Origin of the sequence: Nostoc sp., from assembly GCF_036917655.1 — a bacterium.
In the GTDB taxonomy this organism is placed as follows: Bacteria; Cyanobacteriota; Cyanobacteriia; order Cyanobacteriales; family Nostocaceae; genus Nostoc.
In genome coordinates, this window is the sequence record NZ_JBALCY010000009.1 from 406,496 (window position 1) to 427,411 (window position 20,916).

Here is a 20,916-nt window from a genome sequence, read left to right on the forward strand (position 1 = left end):
CCCGATAGCAAACTTCTCCCCTGCCCCCTGCCCCCTTGCCCTTCCCCCGTTATCATTAGAGTTAGTCCGCATTACGGGTGCAAACCGGAATATAGAGTAACTAATTCAAGACAACAAACTAAAAGGTAAACTTGATTATTATCTCTACAACCAAAATACTATTTTGGTTATTAACGCTAAACAAACTAACCTCGCTAAAAGTTTTACACAACTGGCAGTAAAACTGATTGCCCTCAGTCAGGAGCCGAGTTTCAACTCAGCTTTACTAACTTTTGTGCTATGCACAGTCAGTACTGGGGATATTTGACAGTTAAATAACTACCCAAGCTAATCAGATTATCAAAGATTTTGTGCTATGGGGAGTATCAGAAAACCTAGAAGCACTAATGAAAGTTACGATTAACTTTCTGCTTTGAGAAAACCTTTTTTAAACACGAAAACCTAGTAAATTCTTTAGAAATAAGGCTATGGCAACCGAACAGTTAACTAGAGACAGCGACAATCTAGATTTAAATCAGCTACTAAGAACGCTGAATGCTGTTAAACAGGGTGACTTCTCGGCTCGGATGCCCATAGACCATATTGGTGTGGCGGGGAAAATAGCTGATACACTCAATGATATTATTGACCAGAATGAGCGGATGGCGGCAGAGCTACAACGGATTGGCAATGTTGTCGGCAAAGAAGGCAAAATTGCTGAACGCGCCTCTCTGGGAGATGTTCGTGGCTCATGGTCAAATTGTGTTACTTCTGTCAATACTCTGATTACAGATTTAGTTCAACCAACAGCTGAAACTACTCGTGTAATTCGGTCAGTTGCCAATGGTGACTTATCGCAAACGATCGCTACAGAAATTGATGGCAGACCCCTCCAAGGTGAGTTTCTCCAAACTGCTAATATCGTCAACACGATGGTAGATCGGCTTGGTTCTTTTGCATCGGAAGTAACGCGGGTTGCCCGTGAGGTGGGAACTGAAGGTAAATTAGGCGTCCAAGCCGAAGTGCAAGGTGTCGCTGGCACTTGGAAAGATTTGACTGATAACGTTAACTTGATGGCGGGTAATCTCACCGGACAAGTTCGCAACATTGCTGAAGTTGCCACTGCGATCGCAAATGGTGACTTATCCAAGAAAATCACTGTCGATGTCAAAGGCGAAATTCTGGAACTTAAAAACACCGTCAACACGATGGTGGATCAGCTTAATTCTTTTGCATCGGAAGTAACGCGAGTTGCCCGTGAAGTGGGAACTGAAGGGAAGTTGGGCGTGCAAGCAGAAGTTAAAGGAGTCGCCGGGACTTGGAAGGATCTCACCGACAACGTTAATTTGATGGCAGGGAATTTAACAGCCCAAGTCCGTAACATTGCGGAAGTGACAACGGCGGTAGCGAATGGCGACCTTTCTAAAAAAATTACTGTTGATGTCAAAGGCGAAATTTTAGAGTTGAAAAACACCGTCAACATCATGGTGGATCAACTCAATTCCTTTGCATCAGAAGTAACAAGAGTTGCGCGTGAGGTGGGTGCAGAAGGCAAATTAGGCGGTCAAGCAGAAGTTCGCGGGGTAGCGGGGACGTGGAAAGACCTTACCGATAGCGTAAACTTCATGGCGGGAAGCTTGACGGCACAAGTGCGGAATATTGCGGAAGTGACAACGGCGGTAGCAAATGGTGACTTATCCAAGAAAATCACTGTGGATGTGAAAGGCGAAATACTGGAGTTGAAAAATACCATCAACACGATGGTGGATCAACTCAATTCTTTTGCAAGTGAAGTCACAAGAGTTGCCCGTGAAGTGGGAACTGAAGGAAAATTGGGCGTACAAGCAGAAGTGCGGGGAGTAGCGGGAACTTGGAAAGATTTAACTGACAACGTTAACTTGATGGCGGGTAATCTCACCGGACAGGTGCGAAATATTGCCGAAGTTGCCACTGCGATCGCAAATGGTGATCTATCTAAAAAAATCACCGTCGATGTTAGAGGTGAAATTCTCGAACTCAAGAATACCATCAATATCATGGTGGATCAACTCAGTTCCTTTGCAAGTGAAGTCACAAGAGTTGCTCGTGAAGTGGGCAGTGAAGGTAAACTGGGTGTGCAAGCCGATGTGCGCGGCGTGGCTGGCACTTGGAAAGATTTAACTGACAGCGTAAACTTCATGGCGGGAAGTTTAACGGCACAGGTGCGAAACATTGCGGAAGTGACTACGGCGGTTGCAACAGGCGACTTATCGAAGAAAATCACCGTCGATGTCAAAGGTGAAATTCTGGAGTTGAAAAATACCATCAATACAATGGTGGATCAACTCAATTCCTTTGCAAGTGAAGTCACAAGGGTGGCGCGGGAAGTGGGAAGCGAGGGTAAACTGGGCGTGCAAGCAGAAGTGCGCGGCGTGGCTGGCACTTGGAAAGATTTAACTGACAGCGTGAATTTCATGGCGGGAAGTTTGACGGCGCAGGTGCGGAACATTGCCGAAGTCACAACCGCCGTTGCAACAGGCGACCTTTCTAAGAAAATCACCGTCGATGTTAAAGGTGAAATTCTGGAGTTGAAAAATACCATCAATACGATGGTAGATCAACTCAGTTCCTTTGCAAGTGAAGTGACGCGAGTCGCCCGTGAAGTGGGAACTGAAGGTAAATTGGGTGTGCAAGCGGAAGTGAAAGACGTTGCAGGCACTTGGAAAGATTTAACTGATAGCGTAAACTTCATGGCGGGAAGCTTAACGGCGCAGGTGCGGAACATTGCCGAAGTTACAACTGCGATCGCCAATGGCGACTTATCTAAGAAAATTACTGTTGCTGTTAAAGGCGAAATTCTGGAACTCAAGAATACCATCAATATAATGGTGGATCAACTCAACTCCTTTGCAAGTGAAGTGACGCGCGTTGCTCGTGAGGTGGGAAGCGAAGGTAAACTGGGTGTGCAAGCAGATGTGCGCGGTGTCGCTGGCACTTGGAAAGATTTAACTGACAGCGTAAACTTCATGGCGGGAAGCTTAACGGCACAGGTGCGAAACATTGCCGCCGTCACCACCGCCGTAGCTAATGGCGACTTATCGAAAAAAATCTCTGTTGATGTCAAAGGTGAAATTTTAGAGTTGAAGAACACCGTCAACACGATGGTGGATCAACTAAATTCCTTTGCAAGTGAAGTGACGCGGGTGGCGCGAGAGGTGGGAACTGAAGGGAAGCTGGGCGTACAAGCAGAAGTTAAAGGTGTCGCCGGCACTTGGAAGGATCTCACCGACAGCGTAAACTTCATGGCGGGAAGTTTGACGGCGCAAGTGCGGAACATTGCTGAAGTTACCACAGCTGTAGCAAACGGCGACTTATCTAAGAAAATCACCGTCGATGTCAAAGGTGAAATTCAGGAACTCAAGAACACCATTAATACAATGGTGGATCAACTCAATTCCTTTGCATCAGAAGTTACAAGGGTAGCCCGTGAGGTGGGAACGGAAGGGAAATTGGGCGTGCAAGCTTACGTCAGAGGAGTTGCAGGCACTTGGAAAGACTTGACAGACAACGTTAACTCAATGGCGGGAAATCTCACCGGACAAGTTCGCAACATTGCGGAAGTTACTAAAGCGGTAGCTAATGGCGACTTATCCAAGAAAATTACCGTCGATGCCAAAGGCGAAATTTTAGACTTGAAGAATACCACCAACACAATGGTAGATCAACTCAGTTCCTTTGCAAGTGAAGTAACGCGGGTGGCGCGGGAAGTAGGAACTGAAGGAAAGTTGGGCGGACAAGCGCAAGTCCAAGGTGTTGCCGGAACTTGGAAAGATTTAACAGATAACGTGAACTCAATGGCGGGGAACTTGACGGCACAAGTGCGCGGTATTGCCAGAGTTGTCACGGCAGTTGCTAACGGTGACTTGAAACGGAAACTGATGTTAGATGCCAAGGGAGAAATTGAAACTTTGGCAGAGACAATCAACGAGATGATTGATACTTTAGCGACGTTTGCCAATCAAGTAACTACAGTGGCGCGGGAAGTGGGAATTGAAGGGAAGTTGGGCGGACAAGCGAGAGTCCCTGGCGCGGCTGGGACTTGGAAAGATTTGACAGATAACGTCAACGAACTCGCTGCTACACTTACCACCCAGTTGCGAGCGATCGCAGAAGTTGCTACAGCTGTAACTAAGGGCGATTTAACTCGTTCAATTGCCGTCGAAGCATTAGGAGAAGTTGCCATCCTCAAAGACAACATCAACCAGATGATTGCCAACCTGCGGGAGACAACACAGAAAAACACCGAACAAGATTGGTTGAAAACTAACTTAGCCAAGTTTACCCGAATGCTGCAAGGGCAGCGAGACTTGGAAACTGTATCTAAACTAATTCTCTCAGAATTAGCACCCTTGGTAGGAGCGCAACATGGTGTATTCTTCCTGATGGACTCTTTTGACAATACACCGTATTTGAAACTAATTAGTAGCTACGCTTACCGTGAACGCAGACATTTGGCTAACCGCTTCCACTTGGGTGAAGGTTTGGTGGGACAATGCGCTTTGGAAAAAGAGCGAATACTGCTGACGGAAGTACCAAGTGATTATGTGAGAATTGCCTCTGGTTTAGGAGAAGCAACTCCACTCAATGCCGTGGTGTTACCTGTACTTTTTGAAGGACAAGTGACAGCAGTCATCGAATTAGCATCCTTCCGCCGCTTTAGCGAAATTCATCTGACATTCTTGGACCAACTTACCGAAAGTATAGCGATCGTCCTGAACACGATCGCCGCATCGATGCGAACTGAAGAATTACTCAAGCAGTCGCAATCTTTGGCTGAAGAACTCCAAACCCAGCAAAGCGAACTCCGGGAAACCAACAAGCGCTTAGAACAACAAGCCCAATCACTCAAAGCCTCTGAGGATTTACTCAAAGGACAGCAAGAGGAATTGCAACAAACCAACGCCGAATTAGAAGAAAAGGCAGAGTTGTTAGCTATGCAGAAGAAAGAAGTCGAACGCAAAAATCGGGAAATTGAACAAGCAAGACTGTCTTTGGAAGACAAGGCTGAACAACTCGCCCTTTCCTCAAAATACAAATCAGAATTTCTCGCCAACATGTCCCATGAACTGCGGACACCGTTGAACAGCTTATTAATTTTGGCGAAGTTGTTGGCAGATAACATTGATAACAACCTCACCAGCAAACAAGTCGAATACAGTCAGACAATTTACTCAGCAGGTACTGATTTGTTGACGTTAATCAATGACATTCTGGATCTGGCTAAAATTGAATCTGGAACTATGTCGATTGACATCACCCAAATGCCATTGATAGAGTTGGGCGAACAGACTGAGCGCACCTTCCGAGAAATAGCTCAGAGCAAAGCACTTGCCTTCGCAATTGAATTTACTCCCGAATTGCCACTCACCATCTATACAGATGTCAAACGCTTACAACAGGTGTTGAAAAATCTCCTCTCCAACGCTTTTAAATTTACAGAGCGAGGGGAGGTTCGCTTAAAGATTACGGTGGCGAAGCAGGGGTGGAGCAACGACCAGAAAACTTTAAATAGCGCCCAGTTTGTGATTGCCTTCTCAGTCAGCGATACAGGCATTGGCATTGCCCCCGACAAGCAGAAAGTGATTTTTGAGGCATTTCAGCAAGCCGATGGCTCTACCAGTCGCAGATACGGCGGTACCGGATTGGGCTTATCAATTAGCCGCGAAATCGCCCGTCTCTTTGGCGGCGAAATTAAATTAGTCAGTCAACCCGGTCAAGGTAGCACCTTTACATTCTACTTACCACAATTGAGTGCTGAATCTACATCAAAACTACAGACGCGATTAATCGCGTCTCTACCAAATTCCCACTCCCCACTCCTAAATGACGATCGCACTACTATTGAAAGAGGCGATCGCGTGTTGTTGATTGTCGAAGATGACGTTAACTTTGCGCGTATCCTCATAGAGATGTCGCAACAGCACGGATTCAAAGTAATAACTGCCCAAAACGGCAGTACAGGTTTGACACTAGCGCAGCAATTCCTGCCTTCAGCCATTTTGCTAGATATCAGGTTGCCCGAAATGGATGGTTGGACGGTATTGGATCGCCTGAAGCATGACCCAAATACCCGTCACATTCCCGTACATATTATGACCGTTGAGGAAGGACGACAGCGCGGTTTGCAACTAGGAGCGATCGCATATTTGCAAAAGCCTTTAACTAGCCAGACAATATCCGAAGCCTTGACCAAAATTAAAGGTTTTGTTGAGCGCCAGGTGAAAAATTTGTTAGTAGTCGAAGACGACGACACGCAACGGCTGAGTATTGTGGAGTTGATTGGCAACAGCGATGTTTTTACCACTGCTGTTGCTACGGGTACAGAAGCACTAGAAGCTATTCGCGCCCAGCATTTTGATTGCCTCGTTCTTGATTTAGGGCTACCCGATATGACTGGGTTTGAACTGATCGAGCAGATAAAGCTTCTACCTAACGGCAAAACATTGCCAATTATTGTCTACACAGGTAGAGAAATTAGCAAAGCTCAAGAAACGGAACTCAGGCGGATTGCCGAAACAATTATCATTAAAGATGTGCGATCGCCCGAACGTCTCCTCGATGAAACAGCATTATTTTTACATCGAGTCCAAGCAAATTTACCTGCACCCAAGCGACAAATACTCGAACAACTGCATTCACAAGACTACTTACTCACTGGCAAAAAAGCGCTAATTGTCGACGACGATATGCGTAATATCTTCGCCCTTACCAGTATGTTAGAGCGTTATCAAATCCAGGTTTTATATGCTGAAAACGGCAGAGAGGGAATTACCCTGTTAGAAAATACACCAGATATTGATGTCGTTTTGATGGACGTAATGATGCCAGAAATGGATGGTTACGAAACAACCCGCGTAATTCGCCAAAACGAGCAATTTCAATCTTTGCCGATTATTGCATTGACCGCTAAAGCCATGCAAGGCGATCGCGAAAAGTGCATCGAAGCTGGTGCATCCGACTACATCACCAAACCCGTAGATACTGAACAACTGCTTTCACTATTGCGAGTTTGGCTATACCGTTAAAATAATTCGTAATGACGCTCGTGACTCGCTAACGTAATTCGTAATCATACTCGCGGACTCCTTCGCGCTACGCTAACGTAATTATGTTTGGTGACGGGAATTTCAACCCCGACACTAAACAAGCTTATAGAAACGAGGGTATTAACCCCTATTCAATCAATACTGCTCGGTTATATCATGTCCGCCAGATCATAATAAAAGAACCCCACCCCCAACCCCTCCTCGCTCTTCGGGAGGGGAGACAAAGCATAGCTTTGGCTCTTTGGGGTTCTTCGGGTTTAATAAGCAATCAAGCGAACATGATATTAAGCCTCTTTTGGGCATTATAGACACTGATATTTCAAGGGTTTCAGCCTACTTTATTTCCTTAACCGAGCAGTATTGCCTATTCAATTACGAATTACGAATTATGATGAAACACCTTGAGGGGAGAGTGGCATTGGTAACAGGTGCTACGCGGGGAATTGGTCGGGGAATTGCTATTGGCTTGGCTGAAGCTGGTGCAACTGTATACGTCACGGGCCGCAGCCTCAACAACTCTTCTAGTGATGCGGTTTCAGGGAGTCTTAATGAAACCCAATTAGTCATAGAGGAAGTTGGTGGTGTATGCATTCCCGTCCAAGTAGACCACAGCGACGATGAGCAAGTGCGTTTACTGTTTGAGCGCATTCAAGATGAGCAAGATGGACAACTCGACCTACTGGTGAATAATGCTTACTCAGGAGTTCAGGCAGTAAAAGACGCCTATGGGCAGCCCTTTTGGGATTGTGAACCAAGTCTTTGGGATGCTAGCAACAACGTTGGTCTTCGTAGCCACTATGTTGCGAGTGTTTTTGCTGCCCGAATGATGACCAAGCGGAACTCTGGACTAATTTGCACCATTTCCTCGTGGGGTAGTATGTCTTATATCTTTAATACAGCATACGGTGCTGGTAAAGCAGCTTGCGATCGCCTAGCAGCTGATATGGCTGTTGAACTCAAACCCCATAATGTCGCTTCTGTTTCAATTTGGCCAGGTATTGTTGGTACTGAACTTTTTTCCCGTTTTGCTTCTGAGATGAATCATACCAATCCTACTGACCAAAAAAACTCATTAATCAGCGATCGCTACAACTGGGAAACTCCCCTATTAACTGGACGGGTGATTGCTGCACTTGCTTGTGAGTCAAATATCATGCGCCATACAGGACGTGTGCAGATTGTTGCCGAACTAGCTAATAAATATGGAATTGTCGATGAAAATGGCGTAGGCGTAGCCCGTCGTAGACATCGTCCCGCATCGCTACGTTCTCTGCGTTTTATGCTGCCAGCTGCATTGCCAGGACTGAGAAAGTATTCATGGCTCATACCCGATATTAAAATGCCGTGGTCACTACTACTACTGAATGCCCTTAGTTCGCCTAAGATTTAATGGGCATTGGGCATTGGGCATTAGGCATTGGGCATCCACCTTTGATCCTCGTGAACGAGTCTTTGAAAACCAGTCTAGAAAGAACTTATAGAGATTCTCTCGTTCCCAGTCTCTGACTGGGAATGCCTAATTGGGGGGCTGCCGCCTCCCTTATATCATGTCCGCTTGATTGCTTATTAAACCCGAAGAACCCCACCCCTTAATCCCCTCCCCGCTCTTCGGGAGGGGAGACAAAGCTATGCTTTGGCGGGGTGGGGTGCAATGACTGTGGGAATCGTAACTAATTATGCGGACATGATATTACTCGCGGCAGAGCCGCAATTGAAGTGCATTTCCAGTCAGAGACTGGAAACGAGGTTTTAAAGGGGTTTGAGCTTAAGCAATAAAAACTCCAATTGCCCCCTTCAAAATAATCAAATTTTGTCGCACCTTCACCAAACAAGCAATTTGAGATCAAAAAACTTTGTATCCTGAATTAATAGGTCTTAATAGTTCTTTAAAACTGGTGCAAGAAGATTTTAGGCTAATTGTTGATTTAGTTTTAGTTCTAGGAGTTGCAGCCTGTGGCGGACTGTTGGCGGCACTTTTGCAACAACCGGTGCTGCTAGGATATCTCATTGGCGGGATGATCATTGGGCCAGCCGGACTGGGACTGATTAAAGAAGTTATTCAAGTAGAGACTCTGGCACAGTTCGGGGTTGCCTTTTTGTTATTCGCCTTGGGTGTGGAATTTTCCCTTGCGGAACTCAAGAAGGTAAAAGCGATCGCTCTTGGCGGAGGTGGACTCCAGATTGCTTTAACGATTTTGGTAACAGTATTGGTATGCGGGTTAACCGGAGCCTGGGGAGCCTTACCTGCTAAGGGGATGTTTTTGGGGTGTATTCTGTCCTTGTCTTCCACAGCGGTTGTCCTCAAGTGCTTGATGGAGCGCAATGAAACAGAAACACCTCACGGGCAAGTGATGCTAGGGATTTTGGTAGTCCAGGACTTGGCACTGGGACTGATGTTAGCAGTCTTACCAGCCCTCAACCAACCAGCAGAAACTATTGGCATCGCCGTGCTGACAGCGCTACTGTCGATTGCTTTATTTGCTGCTGGGGCAGTAGCTGCGGGGATTTGGCTGATACCGCCTTTGTTGCGACTGTTAGCCGGTACTGAAAGCAAAGAACTATTTTTATTAGGGGTTGTAGCTCTCTGTTTAGGTATTGCTCTATTAACAGAGTATTTAGGGCTGTCGATTGAGATGGGGGCATTTGTCGCGGGTTTGATGATTTCTGAGGTGGAGTACGCCGATCAAACCCTGACTTATGTCGAACCACTGCGAGATATTTTTGCCAGTTTATTTTTTGCCGCCATTGGGATGTTAATTGACCCAGTGTTTTTGTGGAATAACTTAGAATTGATTTTAGGGCTGGTGGCACTAGTTTTCGTCGGTAAATTTTTGATTATCACCCCCCTAGTGAAGCTGTTCCGCTACCCTTTGAAAACAGCCATCATCGCCGGTTTGGGACTGGCGCAAATTGGGGAATTTTCCTTTGTTCTCGCCAGTGAAGGGCAGTCTTTGGGGCTGGTGTCCCGACAAATATACTTATTAATTTTGGGAACCACCGCAGTTACTCTCATGCTTACCCCATTTGTCCTGCGGTTAGTGCCATTTTTATTTAACTTTGCCGAATCAATACCCTGGTTGAAACCGTACTTAGAAGAACAAGAGGCGCGGGATGTGTCAGAAGATTTGCCCTTCAAAGACCATGTGGTAGTCTGCGGCTATGGGCGAGTCGGCAAAAATTTAGTGAAGTTGTTGCTGCAACACGACCTACCTGTGGTAGTAATCGACCAATCAGAAAGTAGAATTCAGCAGTTGCGTGAGGCTGGAGTGTCTTATGTCTATGGCAATTGTGTGAGTTTACACGTTCTGGAAACCGCCGGCGTGAATCATGCCAAAGGAATGGCGATCGCCCTCCCAGACCCCATGAGTACCCGTCTTTGCTTGAAACGCGCTTTAGAATTGCGCCCAGAATTAGATTTGGTTGTCCGTGCTACCCAGGATAAAAATATTGAGGTGCTGTATCAATTGGGAGCCAGAGAAGTTGTGCAACCAGAGTTTGAAGCCAGCTTAGAAATGGCAACCTATTTATTAACTGGCTTAGGCTTGTTATCGCCAGCTGTCGTCCAACGAGAAATGCAGCTAATCCGCAACGATCATTATTTAGAATTGCGGCCAGAGCTTTCTGCGACTGAAGTTGCCCGCGATTTGCGCCAAGCAACTCTCGATTTAAATCAGCGCTGGTATCCTTTACCATCTGCTTCGCCCCTAATTGGGATGACCATAGAAGAAGCAGATATGCGCTACTTAACAGGAGTGAGTTTGATGGCAATTCGCCGCGCTAACGGCGATGAAATCGATTATCCCAATAATCAAACCAAATTGGAAGAAGGCGATCGCTTGTTGGTAGTGGGAGCAGATGAAGAACTGGCGGCTTTGGCAGAATTTGCTAAGGGACAAGCTGCTGTTCCCGGAGAAAATAGTGCTTGCCAGTGGATTACAGTCAATGCACATACGGCAATGCTAGGTAAAACCCTAAGAGATTTAGATATCGGCAAACAATTTGGAGTACAGGTACAGGCGATCCGGCGCGATGGCAAGTTTATCCGCTATCCTGATGGCGGTATGGACTTACGAGTTGGCGACCAAGTATTGTTATGTGGTAGCTTGACAGGTTTGAGTCAACTAGAACAGTTATTTGCGATCGCCAGTTCAGTACCGCTTTCTGTCCCAGTCGTGAAAGCTGGTGAGGCAGAAGCGCTCAAAGAGTTTCTGCCTGCGGATAATTGGCGAGAATAGTCATTAGTCATTGGTTATTCACAAAGGACAAATGACAAAGGATTAATTCTTTGGCTTAATATAAGCGATCGCATGTTTCCAAACAGTGGTTTGCTGACTGTTTTCATCAGCAATACAGATACAGTGTGGATCTTGCCATAAAACCCTCCCTGTAATCACATCACCAGATAGCAGCTTAAACTCTACTGGTATTGTTTGTTTAATCAGGGTTTGGACTTGTCTAATACTAGGTAAAGTGGTGTCAAATTCGGTAAGCATTTTTAGTAAAGATGAACCTACAAGGCAAAATAAAGAGTAACTAATCCTTGATAATTCATCCTTGGGAAAATGGCAATCGAATTTACTAAGTATCATGGTCTAGGCAACGACTTTATTCTGATTGACAATCGCTCGTCATCTGTGCCCGTAGTGACGCCAGAGCAAGCCATCAAGTTGTGCGATCGCCATTTTGGTATCGGTGCTGATGGTGTAATTTTTGCGCTACCTGGAGAAAACGGCACAGACTACACCATGCGGATTTTTAATTCCGATGGTTCAGAACCAGAAATGTGTGGCAATGGCATTCGCTGTTTAGCTGGCTTTTTGGCAGATTTAGAAGGCGAATCCCGGAATAAAGACTCATATCGCATTCATACTTTGGGTGGTGTAATGACTCCCCAACTCTTATCTAATGGTCAAGTTAAAGTAGACATGGGTTTACCCAGGTTACTCGCTGGCGAAATTCCGACTAATCTTGCACCCGCCCAAGAAAAAGTAATTTCTCAGCCGTTGGAAGTAGCGGGGCAAACTTGGGATGTCACTTGTGTAAGTATGGGAAATCCTCACTGCATTACCTTTGTGGAAGATGTAGCAGCAATTGAGCTAGAAACCATCGGCCCCAAATTTGAGCATCACTCAGCTTTTCCCCAACGCATAAATACCGAATTTATGCAAGTGGTACGCCGTGACTATTTGAAAATGCGGGTGTGGGAACGGGGGGCTGGGATTACATTAGCTTGTGGGACTGGTGCTTGTGCTTCTTTAGTAGCTGGAGTGTTAACAGGAAAATGCGATCGCACCGCCACTATAGAATTACCAGGTGGCCCCTTGCAAATTGAATGGTCAGAAATCGACCAACGAGTTTACATGACAGGCCCGGCTGAGAGGGTATTCACGGGTAAACTGTAACCGACTTAACATTGGCATTACTCAAGTAGTAGTGCCATAGAAGTCTTGCAGCAACTGCTCGCCACGGTCGCCAGTGCTGTGTCATTGCTTCTAGTTGGACTGGTGTTGGACGCGTCGCCAAGTTTTTGAGTTTTTGGAAAGCGATCGCGATCGCTAAATCGCCTTTAGGAAAGACATCAGGTCTTTGCAGCGCCATGAGCAAGTAAATATCAACTGTCCAGTCTCCGATCCCTTTAAGACACTTTAGCTCAGTTCTGATCGCAGTTTCATCCATTGTTTCCAGCTTGCTGAGGTCAAGCTGACCAGTTGCAATTGCATTCGCCAATCCACGACAGTATAGAATCTTTTGCCGACTGAATCCAATTCCTCTCAATTGAACATCATCCAATGTCAGAAAGTTTTCTGGTGTCATTACAACAACCCCACATAGTCGGTTAAATACAGCCCTTGCAGCCGCTACGGAAACTTGCTGTTCCAGAATTATGCACAGAAGTGTTGCAAAACCCGGTTCTCTTGACCACATAGGTGGAGGCCCCAGTGTTTCTAAAATCCGAGCCAAATCGCTGTCAATATTGGCAAGCACCATTAAACCACGGGTAAGACTTTCTTCAGTCAACGATTCTAGTTCAGGTGTTGGAGTCATCTTTGGAAAAAGGGAGTGGGGAGTGGGGACTGGGGACTGGGGACTGGGGACTGGAATCCCTAATCCCGCGCTCTGATTCTTGTACAAGCAGTTTTTGTTTGCGCTCAATCCCCCAGTGATAACCACCAAGACTGCCATCACTCCGCAGGACACGATGACACGGTACAATCAGCGCTGTTGGATTAGCTCCACAAGCATTACCCACCGCGCGGACTGCCTGCGGCTTGGCAAGATCACGGGCAATATCAGTGTAGGTACGCGTTTCGCCATAGGGAATTTTCTGTAATACTTGCCAAACCTGTTTCTGAAATGCTGTCCCACGGACATCAAGTGGTAAATCAAGATGTGTTTCATCTCCGGCTATAAAGTCAAGGATTGCCTGTATCCATTCCTTGTGTGTCTGGTCATCACGCACAATGTCCGCTTGGTTAAATTCTTTGATCAAAGTGTGTTCAAGTTTGTCTGCTTCATCACCTAGTTTAACGGCACAGATCCCCTTCTCTGTTGTTGCCACCAGCAAATATCCTAGTGGACATGGAGCGATCGCATAGACAATGCTGATTGTCTTTCCCGCTTGTCGGTAATTCTTTGGTGTCATTCCCAGTTGTTTAGGTGCTTTCTCATACAGGCGGCTACTTGAACCATACCCCGTGTCATAAATTGCCTGGGCAATTTCCTCTCCTGATTGGAGACGCTGCTTCAATCGTTGGCTACGCAGTGCATCTGCATATTGAAAGGGGGATACACCAATTATTTGCTTAAATATCCTTTGCAGATAACTGGGACTCATTCCAACTTCAGAGCATAATTCCGAGAGGGTTGGGATGTGATCAACTTGTGTTTCAATGTATCGACATGCTGCTAAGACTTTCACTTTGGCCGGATTTGAAACTGTTTCTGATTGTGGCTGACAGCGTTTACAAGCTCGAAAACCTGCAATTTCAGCCTCTTGTGGCGACTGGAAGAAACAAACTTGATTGCGATTTGGTCTGCGACTAGGGCAAATCGGTCGGCAATAAACGCCTGTAGAGCGAACACCGTAGAAAAACTTGCCGTCAATTGTGGGATCTCGATTGAGAACTGCTTCCCAAAGAGTTTCTGACAGAAGTTGTGTCTGTTGTAGTTGCATTTATGCCTCCTTGGATGTATTGCAAAGTATCCACTCTGAAATACCTCCTGTATGTTGGGAACTCTGTTTATTCTTTAGGTAAAACTAGATTAAATGTTTTGATAAACTACTTTCTATCTGATTATTGCGATCAAATCTAAGAAAGTGCCGTTGATCACTATTTACAACTAACTTTTTTGTCACCTGATTCGTCCTCCGTCAAATGGTTCACCCGATTGGGGGAATGCGATCGCCTGATCAGGAACTACTCTGAAATAAGGTACTGTTTTGATTCTGTTAGCGATTATGCCTACATAATCAAAACTGTTAAATTGGTTATTCTGGCTTTTAATTGTATATCAATAGCTTATCTATCAAAGGGTCGAAGAGTGGATGAAACCGTTGTCAAATCGCTATATACACCAAATTGCCAGCAAGAGGCTATTAACCTGCTATCAAAAATTTCTGTCAATTTGCCAGGAATGATTTTCCAAGTTCTGCAACGGCGGGATGGCTCTGTGTTTGTCCCTTATGTTAGTTCTGGTTGTGAATATTTGTATGAATTAGAACCAGAAGCTGTACAGGCAGACTTTCAGGTGCTATATAAACTGATTCATCCACAGGATATAAAAGCTTTTGCAGAATCTATTGCTGTTTGCAGCACCACTTTTAAACCTTGGCATTGGGAAGGTCGCATCATTACCCCTAGTGGCAAACTTAAGTGGATTCAAGGTACTTCGCAACCCGAATTACAAGAAGAAGGCGATTTTCTTTGGAATGGCTTGGTTATGGATATTACAGACCGAAAACAAGCCCAAGAAAAATGCCAAGAGAGTGAGGCGCGGTATAAAGCAATTTTGGATGCTATCCCCGATTTGATGTTTCGCATCAGCCGTGATGGCGAGTATCTAGATTTGAAAAGTGAGGGAGCAAATATCACTCTTTCGAGAGAAGAAATAGTGGGGAAATATGTGCAGGAGTTATTGCCCAGTGATGTTGCGGCGATTAGCCAAGTAGCGATCGCTAAAACTTTAGATTCTGAAACTTTACAAACTTGCGAATATCAACTACCAACGCCTTTGGGAGTCAGAGATTATGAGGCGCGGTTGGTAGTGAGTGGTCAAGACGAGGTACTAGCAATTGTCCGAGATATCACAGAACGCAAACAAGCAGAAGTCACCTTACAAAATCTTGCCCAAAAATTTGCTAAAGCTTTTAGTTGCAGCCCCGATTCAATTACTATTAGTACGCTGCAAGAAGGACGCTTCATCGAAGTTAACGACAGTTTTGTGAAACTCTCAGGTTATGAGCGAGATGAGGTGATTGGTAAAACTTCTTTTGAGTTAAATCTTTGGGTACACGATCGCGATCGCCTGAATTTGTTACAGGAGTTGCAAGCCGCAGGAGTTGTTCGCAACTTGGAATTTGAATTTCGGCAAAAGTCTGGCAAGATAATTACAACGCTGCTTTCAGCCGAAGTTATTGATTTGGATGGTATCCAGTGCATCCTAGCAGTGCATCACGACATCACAGAACGCAAACAGGTGGAAGCGCAATTACGACTTTGTGCCCAACGCGATCGCTTGTTGGCAGAAACCCTAGTGCGAATTCGGTCTTCGCTTAACTTAGATGAAATTCTCCAAACCACTGTGATGGAAGTCAGGCAATTTCTGCAAGCAGATCGAGTTTTTATTGGTTTAAATAATGCCAATTTAGGAGTCAAAACTCTTGCCGAATCAGTAGATCCAAAGTATCCATCAGTCTCAGGTTGGTCTACTAATGATGAAGCTTATTTACAAGAAATAAGAAACTTATTAAAAGATAATCTTGTGCGTGTCATTGAAGACGTAACGCAAATAGCAGTATCTCCCAAAGTTAAAGCCCACTGTCGAAAATTCCAAACGAAGGCTACTTTGGCTGTACCAATCATGCTAGGTGACGAATTATTTGGGGCGTTAATTGCCAATCAATGCTCAGGTTCGCGTCATTGGCAGCCAATAGAAATTGATTTGTTACAGCAGATGTCACAACAAGTAGCGATCGCCATTCAGCAAAGCCAGATATGCCAAAAACTAGCAGAACTTAACACTAATTTAGAACACCAAGTAGAAGAACGAACAGCACAGTTGCAGCAAAAAATGCAAGAAGTTGAAAAATTGCATCGCGTCAAAGATGTTGTTTTGCATACGGTTGCCCACGATTTACGAACTTCGGTGATGGGTAACTTGATGGTGTTAAAGAATTTGTTAAATCAGGGAGTGGGGAGTGGGGAGTGGGGAGTGGGGACAAGGGGACAAGGGGACAAGGGGACAAGGGGACAAGGGGGACAAGGAAGAATTATTGAAGAAGTCTCTCCCTTTTCTCCTCCCAATGCCCCATGCCCCATGCCCAATGCCCATTACCCCTTATCCCCAGAGGGGGCCCCACCTTCCCCAATCCCAGTATCTCGCTCAATCATCGAGCGGATGATTCAAGGCAATGATCGCCAACTGACAATGATTAACTCATTGCTAGAAATTAATTCTTGTGAAAAACAGGGTATTGACATCAAGCCTGAACTTGTGCAGTTTAGCACCCTACTGAAAGGAATATTCGCCCAGTTGCAACCCATGCTGACACAAAATCAAGCGACTCTGAAGAACTTGGTTCCCGCAGATTTACCGTTAGTAATGGCAGATGCGACTAGGTTGCAGAAAGTTTTGGCAAATTTATTAACACATAGCTTGCAAAATAATCCACCAGGATTAAATTTTATTCTGAGTGCCACCGTTGAAGCGGGAATGATTCGCACTCAGATTCAAGACGACGGTGTGGGAATGAGTAAAGTAGAGTGCGATCGCCTTTTCGATCTTCATGTCCGTGATCCCCAAGACTGCTGTTCCACAAGCATTGGCTTAAAAATGTATCTTTGTCGGAAAGTTATTAAAGCACATGGCGGCGAAATCGGTGTTATTAGTAACCGCAAGCGCGGGTTAACTTTTTGGTTTACATTACCTTTGGCAACTTGATCCGCAACAAATCGCCCATAAATCACCAAAAAATGAGAGGGTGTTATTTATGGCAATGTTGAGTAAGGGAAACACCCTCAAGGTATGGGCAAAGTTGCTCGGATGCTAATGGCTACTCCATTTACAACAGTGCAAAGGTGGTGGAGAAAAACCTTTTCTGCACCAACAACAGATGAAATCACTACTTTTTACAAAACTCGGCGCCAAGACACGGAGTGGCTGGCCCATAGGCATCGCTTTTTGTGGCAGAGATTGCGTTTATGGTTATGGCTGCTGCTGATCTGTCTTTTGTCCTTTACTTTGCGAGACATTTACGGCTTTTTCTTCCCATTAAAGGAGTTGGAAAGGCTGCCAGAACTACTTAGAGCTAAAAGCCTTGTAATCAATGTTGTAATGCTTGTAAGCATAATTACTTGCTTTGGCTTACATAAAACTAAGTTCGGTCGTCAGCGTCCAGATTTATTATTTTTGGGGTCTTCTTGGTCAATTAGTCTAGCATCGCAGTTGTTTGCAACCATCAGAGGTTTTGCACTACCTGACAGCATCGGCTGGTCGTTGCTGTTTTTAAGCCAAGCTGTGTTGATGCCTGTCTGCTGGATTATTCATTTGCTATGTCAAGTGGGTGTGCTGGTTTACTATTTTGGTGTAAATACGGCACTTGGGCTAAAAACACCAGTCCCCGAACACCCAGAAATATATAATATAACGTTCATTTTGTACATTTTCTGGTTTTGTGCTATATGTGACATCGGTGTTTATCTGTACGATCGCCTGCAACGTTCTGAGTTTTACGCTCGTCAAGAACTGGAATCTGCCTACCAAAAACTCAAGGTTGCAGAAGCTAAATATCGCACCATTTTTGAAAACGCTGTTGAAGGGATCTTTCAAAGCAGTCCCGATGGACGTTACATTACGGCAAATCCTGCTTTAGCACGCATTTATGGCTACTCCTTAGCGGAGGAGGTGACAGCAAATTTCACTGATATTGAACATCAACTGTATATTGATCCGAACCGTCGGGCAGAATTTGTGCGTCTGATGGAAAAGTATGGCAGCGTTTCCGAGTTCGAGTCCCAAATTTATCGCCGAGACGGAAGTATTGTCTGGATTTCGGAAAAAGCCTACGCAGTGCATGATGAACAGGGAAAACTGCTTTACTACGAAGGTTTGATAGAAGACATTACTCAGCGCAAACAAACTGAAGAAGAACTACGAGTATTTTTTCATGCAGTTTCTCACGACTTACGCAACCCAGTGCTGGGTACTTTAATGGTGCTGAAAAATTTGCTCAACAGTGGGGGACTGGGGACTGGGAATCAAGGACAAGGGGGAATTATTGAAGAAGTTTCATCTCAATCCCCAATCCCTAATCCCCAATCCCTAATCCCTGTTTCACGCTCAATTTTAGAGCGGATGATTCAAAGTAGCGATCGCCAACTTAACTTAATTAATTCGTTGATGGAAGCTCATGTCAGCGAAGTGCAAGGTGTTGTTTTACAACGTCAACCTGTACAATTACTGACAGTTGTCGAAGCTGCGATCTCAGATTTAGAGCCATTGCTAGAGCAAAATCAAGCCGATCTGACAAATCTGGTGTCCGCAGATTTGCCATTAGTGAATGCTGATCCTACGCAACTATGGCGAGTTTTTTCTAACTTAATCGTCAACGCTCTGAAACACAATCCCCCGGAATTAGTTTTGACAATCAACGCTACCCGTAAGGATGACAAAATTTATTGTACAGTCAGTGATAACGGCGTGGGAATTAGTCAACAACAAAGCGATCGGCTTTTTGACCTTTACTTTCGGGGTGCAAATATCCGCAATTCTGTAGGCTTGGGATTGGGCTTGTATCTCTGTAAGCAAATCATCAATGCTCACGGCGGCGAAATTGGTGTAAACAGTACATTGGATGCAGGGACAACTTTCTGGTTTACATTACCTATTAGCTTTTTGTCCAATTATGAGTAATATCAGATGAATAGATGCGATCGCATGAAGTGAAATTAAGAGTATTACTTGTACAACATTTCATTATTTGTATCATTCGTAATTAAAGACTGTTATTTGACATGCTCCTGGACGTAAACGCACGAGGATTCTAATTCATGGTTCACAGAAATCCGCTTGCTATATCAGGTTTCCCTTCAATAGTATTGGTGGTCTTCTCCCCATGCTTTCCCTCAATAGAGGCAGATCCTTCTTGCCCAGAAGTACTGTTTTGCCATTCCATCCCTAACATTTTCATTCCCTTTTTAAGGAGATTAAAATAATTCGTAATTAGTTAAATTAGAACCATAATTAAAAGCGGAAGTTCAGGCGAAACTGTGTATGCTAACATTTACCCAACTTAAACCACCTAATAGCGATGCCGTAGTCACTTTTACTCTGGCGCTGACAGCAGAAGAACGTACCCGCAGTCGTCATCGCTTTGAAACGGAAGATGGTAAGGTTGTGTTTTTACATTTACCCAGAGGAACTGTGTTACATGATGGTGATATTCTGCAAGAAGAAACCCATAGCAGTTTAATCAGAATTACTGCCAAACCAGAACTCGTGCTAACTGCCTTTGCTCAAACACCACTTTTATTATTACGGGCGGCATACCATCTGGGAAATCGTCATGTACCTGTAGAAATTACCCCAACTTATTTACGCTTGTCCTCAGATTCTGTTTTACGTACAATGTTGGAACAATTGGGGTTAGAAGTTAAAGAAGAAATTTTACCGTTTCAGCCAGAATTGGGAGCTTATGGACAACACCACCATGCTCACTGATAGCCATCTTTTGAGTATTTTGCAGTTGGCTAGCCCTACTTTGCCTGTGGGAGCATATAGTTATTCTGAAGGCTTGGAAATGTTAGTAGAAAATGGTACGATCGCTAACCACACACATCTCAAAGATTGGTTAAAAGCAGAGTTGCTCTCTGGGGCAATTCGGCTAGAGGCAGCGGTGATGGTACGATCTGAGCAAGCTGCAAAAATGGGTGATGTTGAGTCGCTATGCAGTTGGAATCTCTGGTTATCGGCTGCTAGGGAAACAGAAGAATTACGCGCCTCTAGTTGGCAGATGGGGCGATCGCTCATCCAATTACTTGGTAAACTAGAACCGCAGATTATACCCATTGCCAATGCTGTAGGTAATCCTTGCAATTATGCGATCGCTTTTGGCATTGCCGTTGCCCATTGGCAAATCAGCATCAAAGCCGCATTACTGGGATATCTGCATAGTTGGGCAAGTAATTTGATTACTGCTGGCGTGAAACTTATTCCCCTGGGACAAACAGCAGGACAGCAGTTATTGCTAGATTTACAACCATTATTTAGCGCTGCGGCGTTGGAAATTCTCGCGTTGGAGGATGATCAACTCGCCTGTTGTAGTTGGGGTTTGTCGCTAGCGAGTATGCAGCATGAAACGCAGTATACAAGGTTGTTTAGAAGTTAGGGCATTGGGCATTGGGCATTGGGCATTGGGCAAAAACTAAGAACTAATAACCATGTACCAAGGAAAAATGACAACTGACAACTGACAACTGATATCATGTCCGCCAAATTACCCATAATTAAAGAACCCCACCCCCAACCCCTCCCTGCTTGCGGCTATCCATTACCCGGATCTTTCTTAACAAACAGATAAAATACTTAAAATTAAAGCGAAACGGTTGATAGGTATAGTTTTGAGGGGAAGTAG

Annotated in this window: 11 protein-coding genes; 8 read left to right on the top strand and 3 right to left on the bottom strand. The window is 44.9% G+C overall.

Going from position 1 to position 20,916, the window contains the following annotated elements:
* Positions 1 to 467: 467 nt before the first annotated feature.
* The 3 genes from V7K30_RS06195 (at position 468) to V7K30_RS06205 (ending at position 11,299) form a co-directional block, all read left to right on the top strand.
* A complete protein-coding gene (locus tag V7K30_RS06195; protein ID WP_334998118.1) occupies positions 468 to 7,043 on the top strand; it encodes a hybrid sensor histidine kinase/response regulator in 6,576 nt (2,191 codons plus the stop codon).
* A 412-nt stretch (positions 7,044 to 7,455) separates the two neighbouring features.
* Entirely contained in the window at positions 7,456 to 8,454 is a 999-nt protein-coding gene (locus tag V7K30_RS06200; protein ID WP_334998175.1) for an SDR family NAD(P)-dependent oxidoreductase, read from the top strand.
* 505 nt (positions 8,455 to 8,959) lie between these two features.
* Positions 8,960 to 11,299, top strand: a complete 2,340-nt coding sequence (locus V7K30_RS06205) for a cation:proton antiporter domain-containing protein (RefSeq protein ID WP_334998177.1) — start codon at positions 8,960 to 8,962, stop codon at positions 11,297 to 11,299.
* A 42-nt stretch (positions 11,300 to 11,341) separates the two neighbouring features.
* On the opposite strand, the gene V7K30_RS06210 is transcribed toward V7K30_RS06205, so the two are convergent.
* On the bottom strand, positions 11,342 to 11,557 hold the full coding sequence (locus tag V7K30_RS06210; RefSeq protein ID WP_334998120.1) for an Hfq-related RNA-binding protein: 216 nt from the start codon (positions 11,555 to 11,557) through the stop codon (positions 11,342 to 11,344).
* A 69-nt stretch (positions 11,558 to 11,626) separates the two neighbouring features.
* On the opposite strand from V7K30_RS06210, the gene dapF reads away from it, so the two are divergent.
* On the top strand, positions 11,627 to 12,466 hold the full coding sequence (gene dapF / locus V7K30_RS06215; RefSeq protein WP_334998122.1) for a diaminopimelate epimerase: 840 nt from the start codon (positions 11,627 to 11,629) through the stop codon (positions 12,464 to 12,466).
* On the opposite strand, the gene V7K30_RS06220 is transcribed toward dapF, so the two are convergent.
* Positions 12,450 to 13,109, bottom strand: coding sequence for a DNA-3-methyladenine glycosylase family protein (locus V7K30_RS06220; protein WP_334998123.1), 660 nt, complete (start codon positions 13,107 to 13,109; stop codon positions 12,450 to 12,452). The genes dapF and V7K30_RS06220 overlap by 17 nt on opposite strands.
* A complete protein-coding gene (ada, locus tag V7K30_RS06225) occupies positions 13,093 to 14,238 on the bottom strand; it encodes a bifunctional DNA-binding transcriptional regulator/O6-methylguanine-DNA methyltransferase Ada (protein WP_334998125.1) in 1,146 nt (381 codons plus the stop codon). The genes V7K30_RS06220 and ada overlap by 17 nt, the downstream gene beginning before the upstream one ends.
* A 368-nt stretch (positions 14,239 to 14,606) precedes the next feature.
* On the opposite strand from ada, the gene V7K30_RS06230 reads away from it, so the two are divergent.
* The 4 genes from V7K30_RS06230 to V7K30_RS06245 all read left to right on the top strand — a co-directional run bounded on the left by V7K30_RS06230 (position 14,607) and on the right by V7K30_RS06245 (position 20,670).
* The gene (locus V7K30_RS06230; RefSeq protein ID WP_334998127.1) at positions 14,607 to 17,225 is read left to right on the top strand and encodes a PAS domain S-box protein; all 2,619 of its coding nucleotides are present in this window, start codon (positions 14,607 to 14,609) and stop codon (positions 17,223 to 17,225) included.
* Positions 17,226 to 17,309: 84 nt separating this feature from the next.
* The gene (locus tag V7K30_RS06235) at positions 17,310 to 19,196 is read left to right on the top strand and encodes a PAS domain-containing sensor histidine kinase (RefSeq protein WP_334998129.1); all 1,887 of its coding nucleotides are present in this window, start codon (positions 17,310 to 17,312) and stop codon (positions 19,194 to 19,196) included.
* A 360-nt stretch (positions 19,197 to 19,556) separates the two neighbouring features.
* Complete coding sequence (ureE, locus tag V7K30_RS06240; protein WP_334998131.1) at positions 19,557 to 20,003, top strand: urease accessory protein UreE; 447 nt, start codon at positions 19,557 to 19,559, stop codon at positions 20,001 to 20,003.
* Positions 19,978 to 20,670, top strand: coding sequence for an urease accessory protein UreF (locus tag V7K30_RS06245; RefSeq protein ID WP_334998133.1), 693 nt, complete (start codon positions 19,978 to 19,980; stop codon positions 20,668 to 20,670). The genes ureE and V7K30_RS06245 overlap by 26 nt, the downstream gene beginning before the upstream one ends.
* The last annotated feature ends 246 nt before the right edge of the window (positions 20,671 to 20,916 follow it).

Excerpts from the sequence above, each read along its gene's own strand:
- V7K30_RS06195 (WP_334998118.1), top strand. The coding sequence starts at position 468 with ATGGCAACCGAACAGTTAACTAGAGACAGCGACAATCTAGATTTAAAT.
- V7K30_RS06200 (WP_334998175.1), top strand. The coding sequence starts at position 7,456 with ATGAAACACCTTGAGGGGAGAGTGGCATTGGTAACAGGTGCTACGCGG.
- V7K30_RS06210 (WP_334998120.1), bottom strand. The coding sequence starts at position 11,557 with ATGCTTACCGAATTTGACACCACTTTACCTAGTATTAGACAAGTCCAA.
- dapF (WP_334998122.1), top strand. The coding sequence starts at position 11,627 with ATGGCAATCGAATTTACTAAGTATCATGGTCTAGGCAACGACTTTATT.
- V7K30_RS06220 (WP_334998123.1), bottom strand. The coding sequence starts at position 13,109 with ATGACTCCAACACCTGAACTAGAATCGTTGACTGAAGAAAGTCTTACC.
- ada (WP_334998125.1), bottom strand. The coding sequence starts at position 14,238 with ATGCAACTACAACAGACACAACTTCTGTCAGAAACTCTTTGGGAAGCA.
- V7K30_RS06235 (WP_334998129.1), top strand. The coding sequence starts at position 17,310 with ATGGGCAAAGTTGCTCGGATGCTAATGGCTACTCCATTTACAACAGTG.
- ureE (WP_334998131.1), top strand. The coding sequence starts at position 19,557 with ATGCTAACATTTACCCAACTTAAACCACCTAATAGCGATGCCGTAGTC.
- V7K30_RS06245 (WP_334998133.1), top strand. The coding sequence starts at position 19,978 with ATGGACAACACCACCATGCTCACTGATAGCCATCTTTTGAGTATTTTG.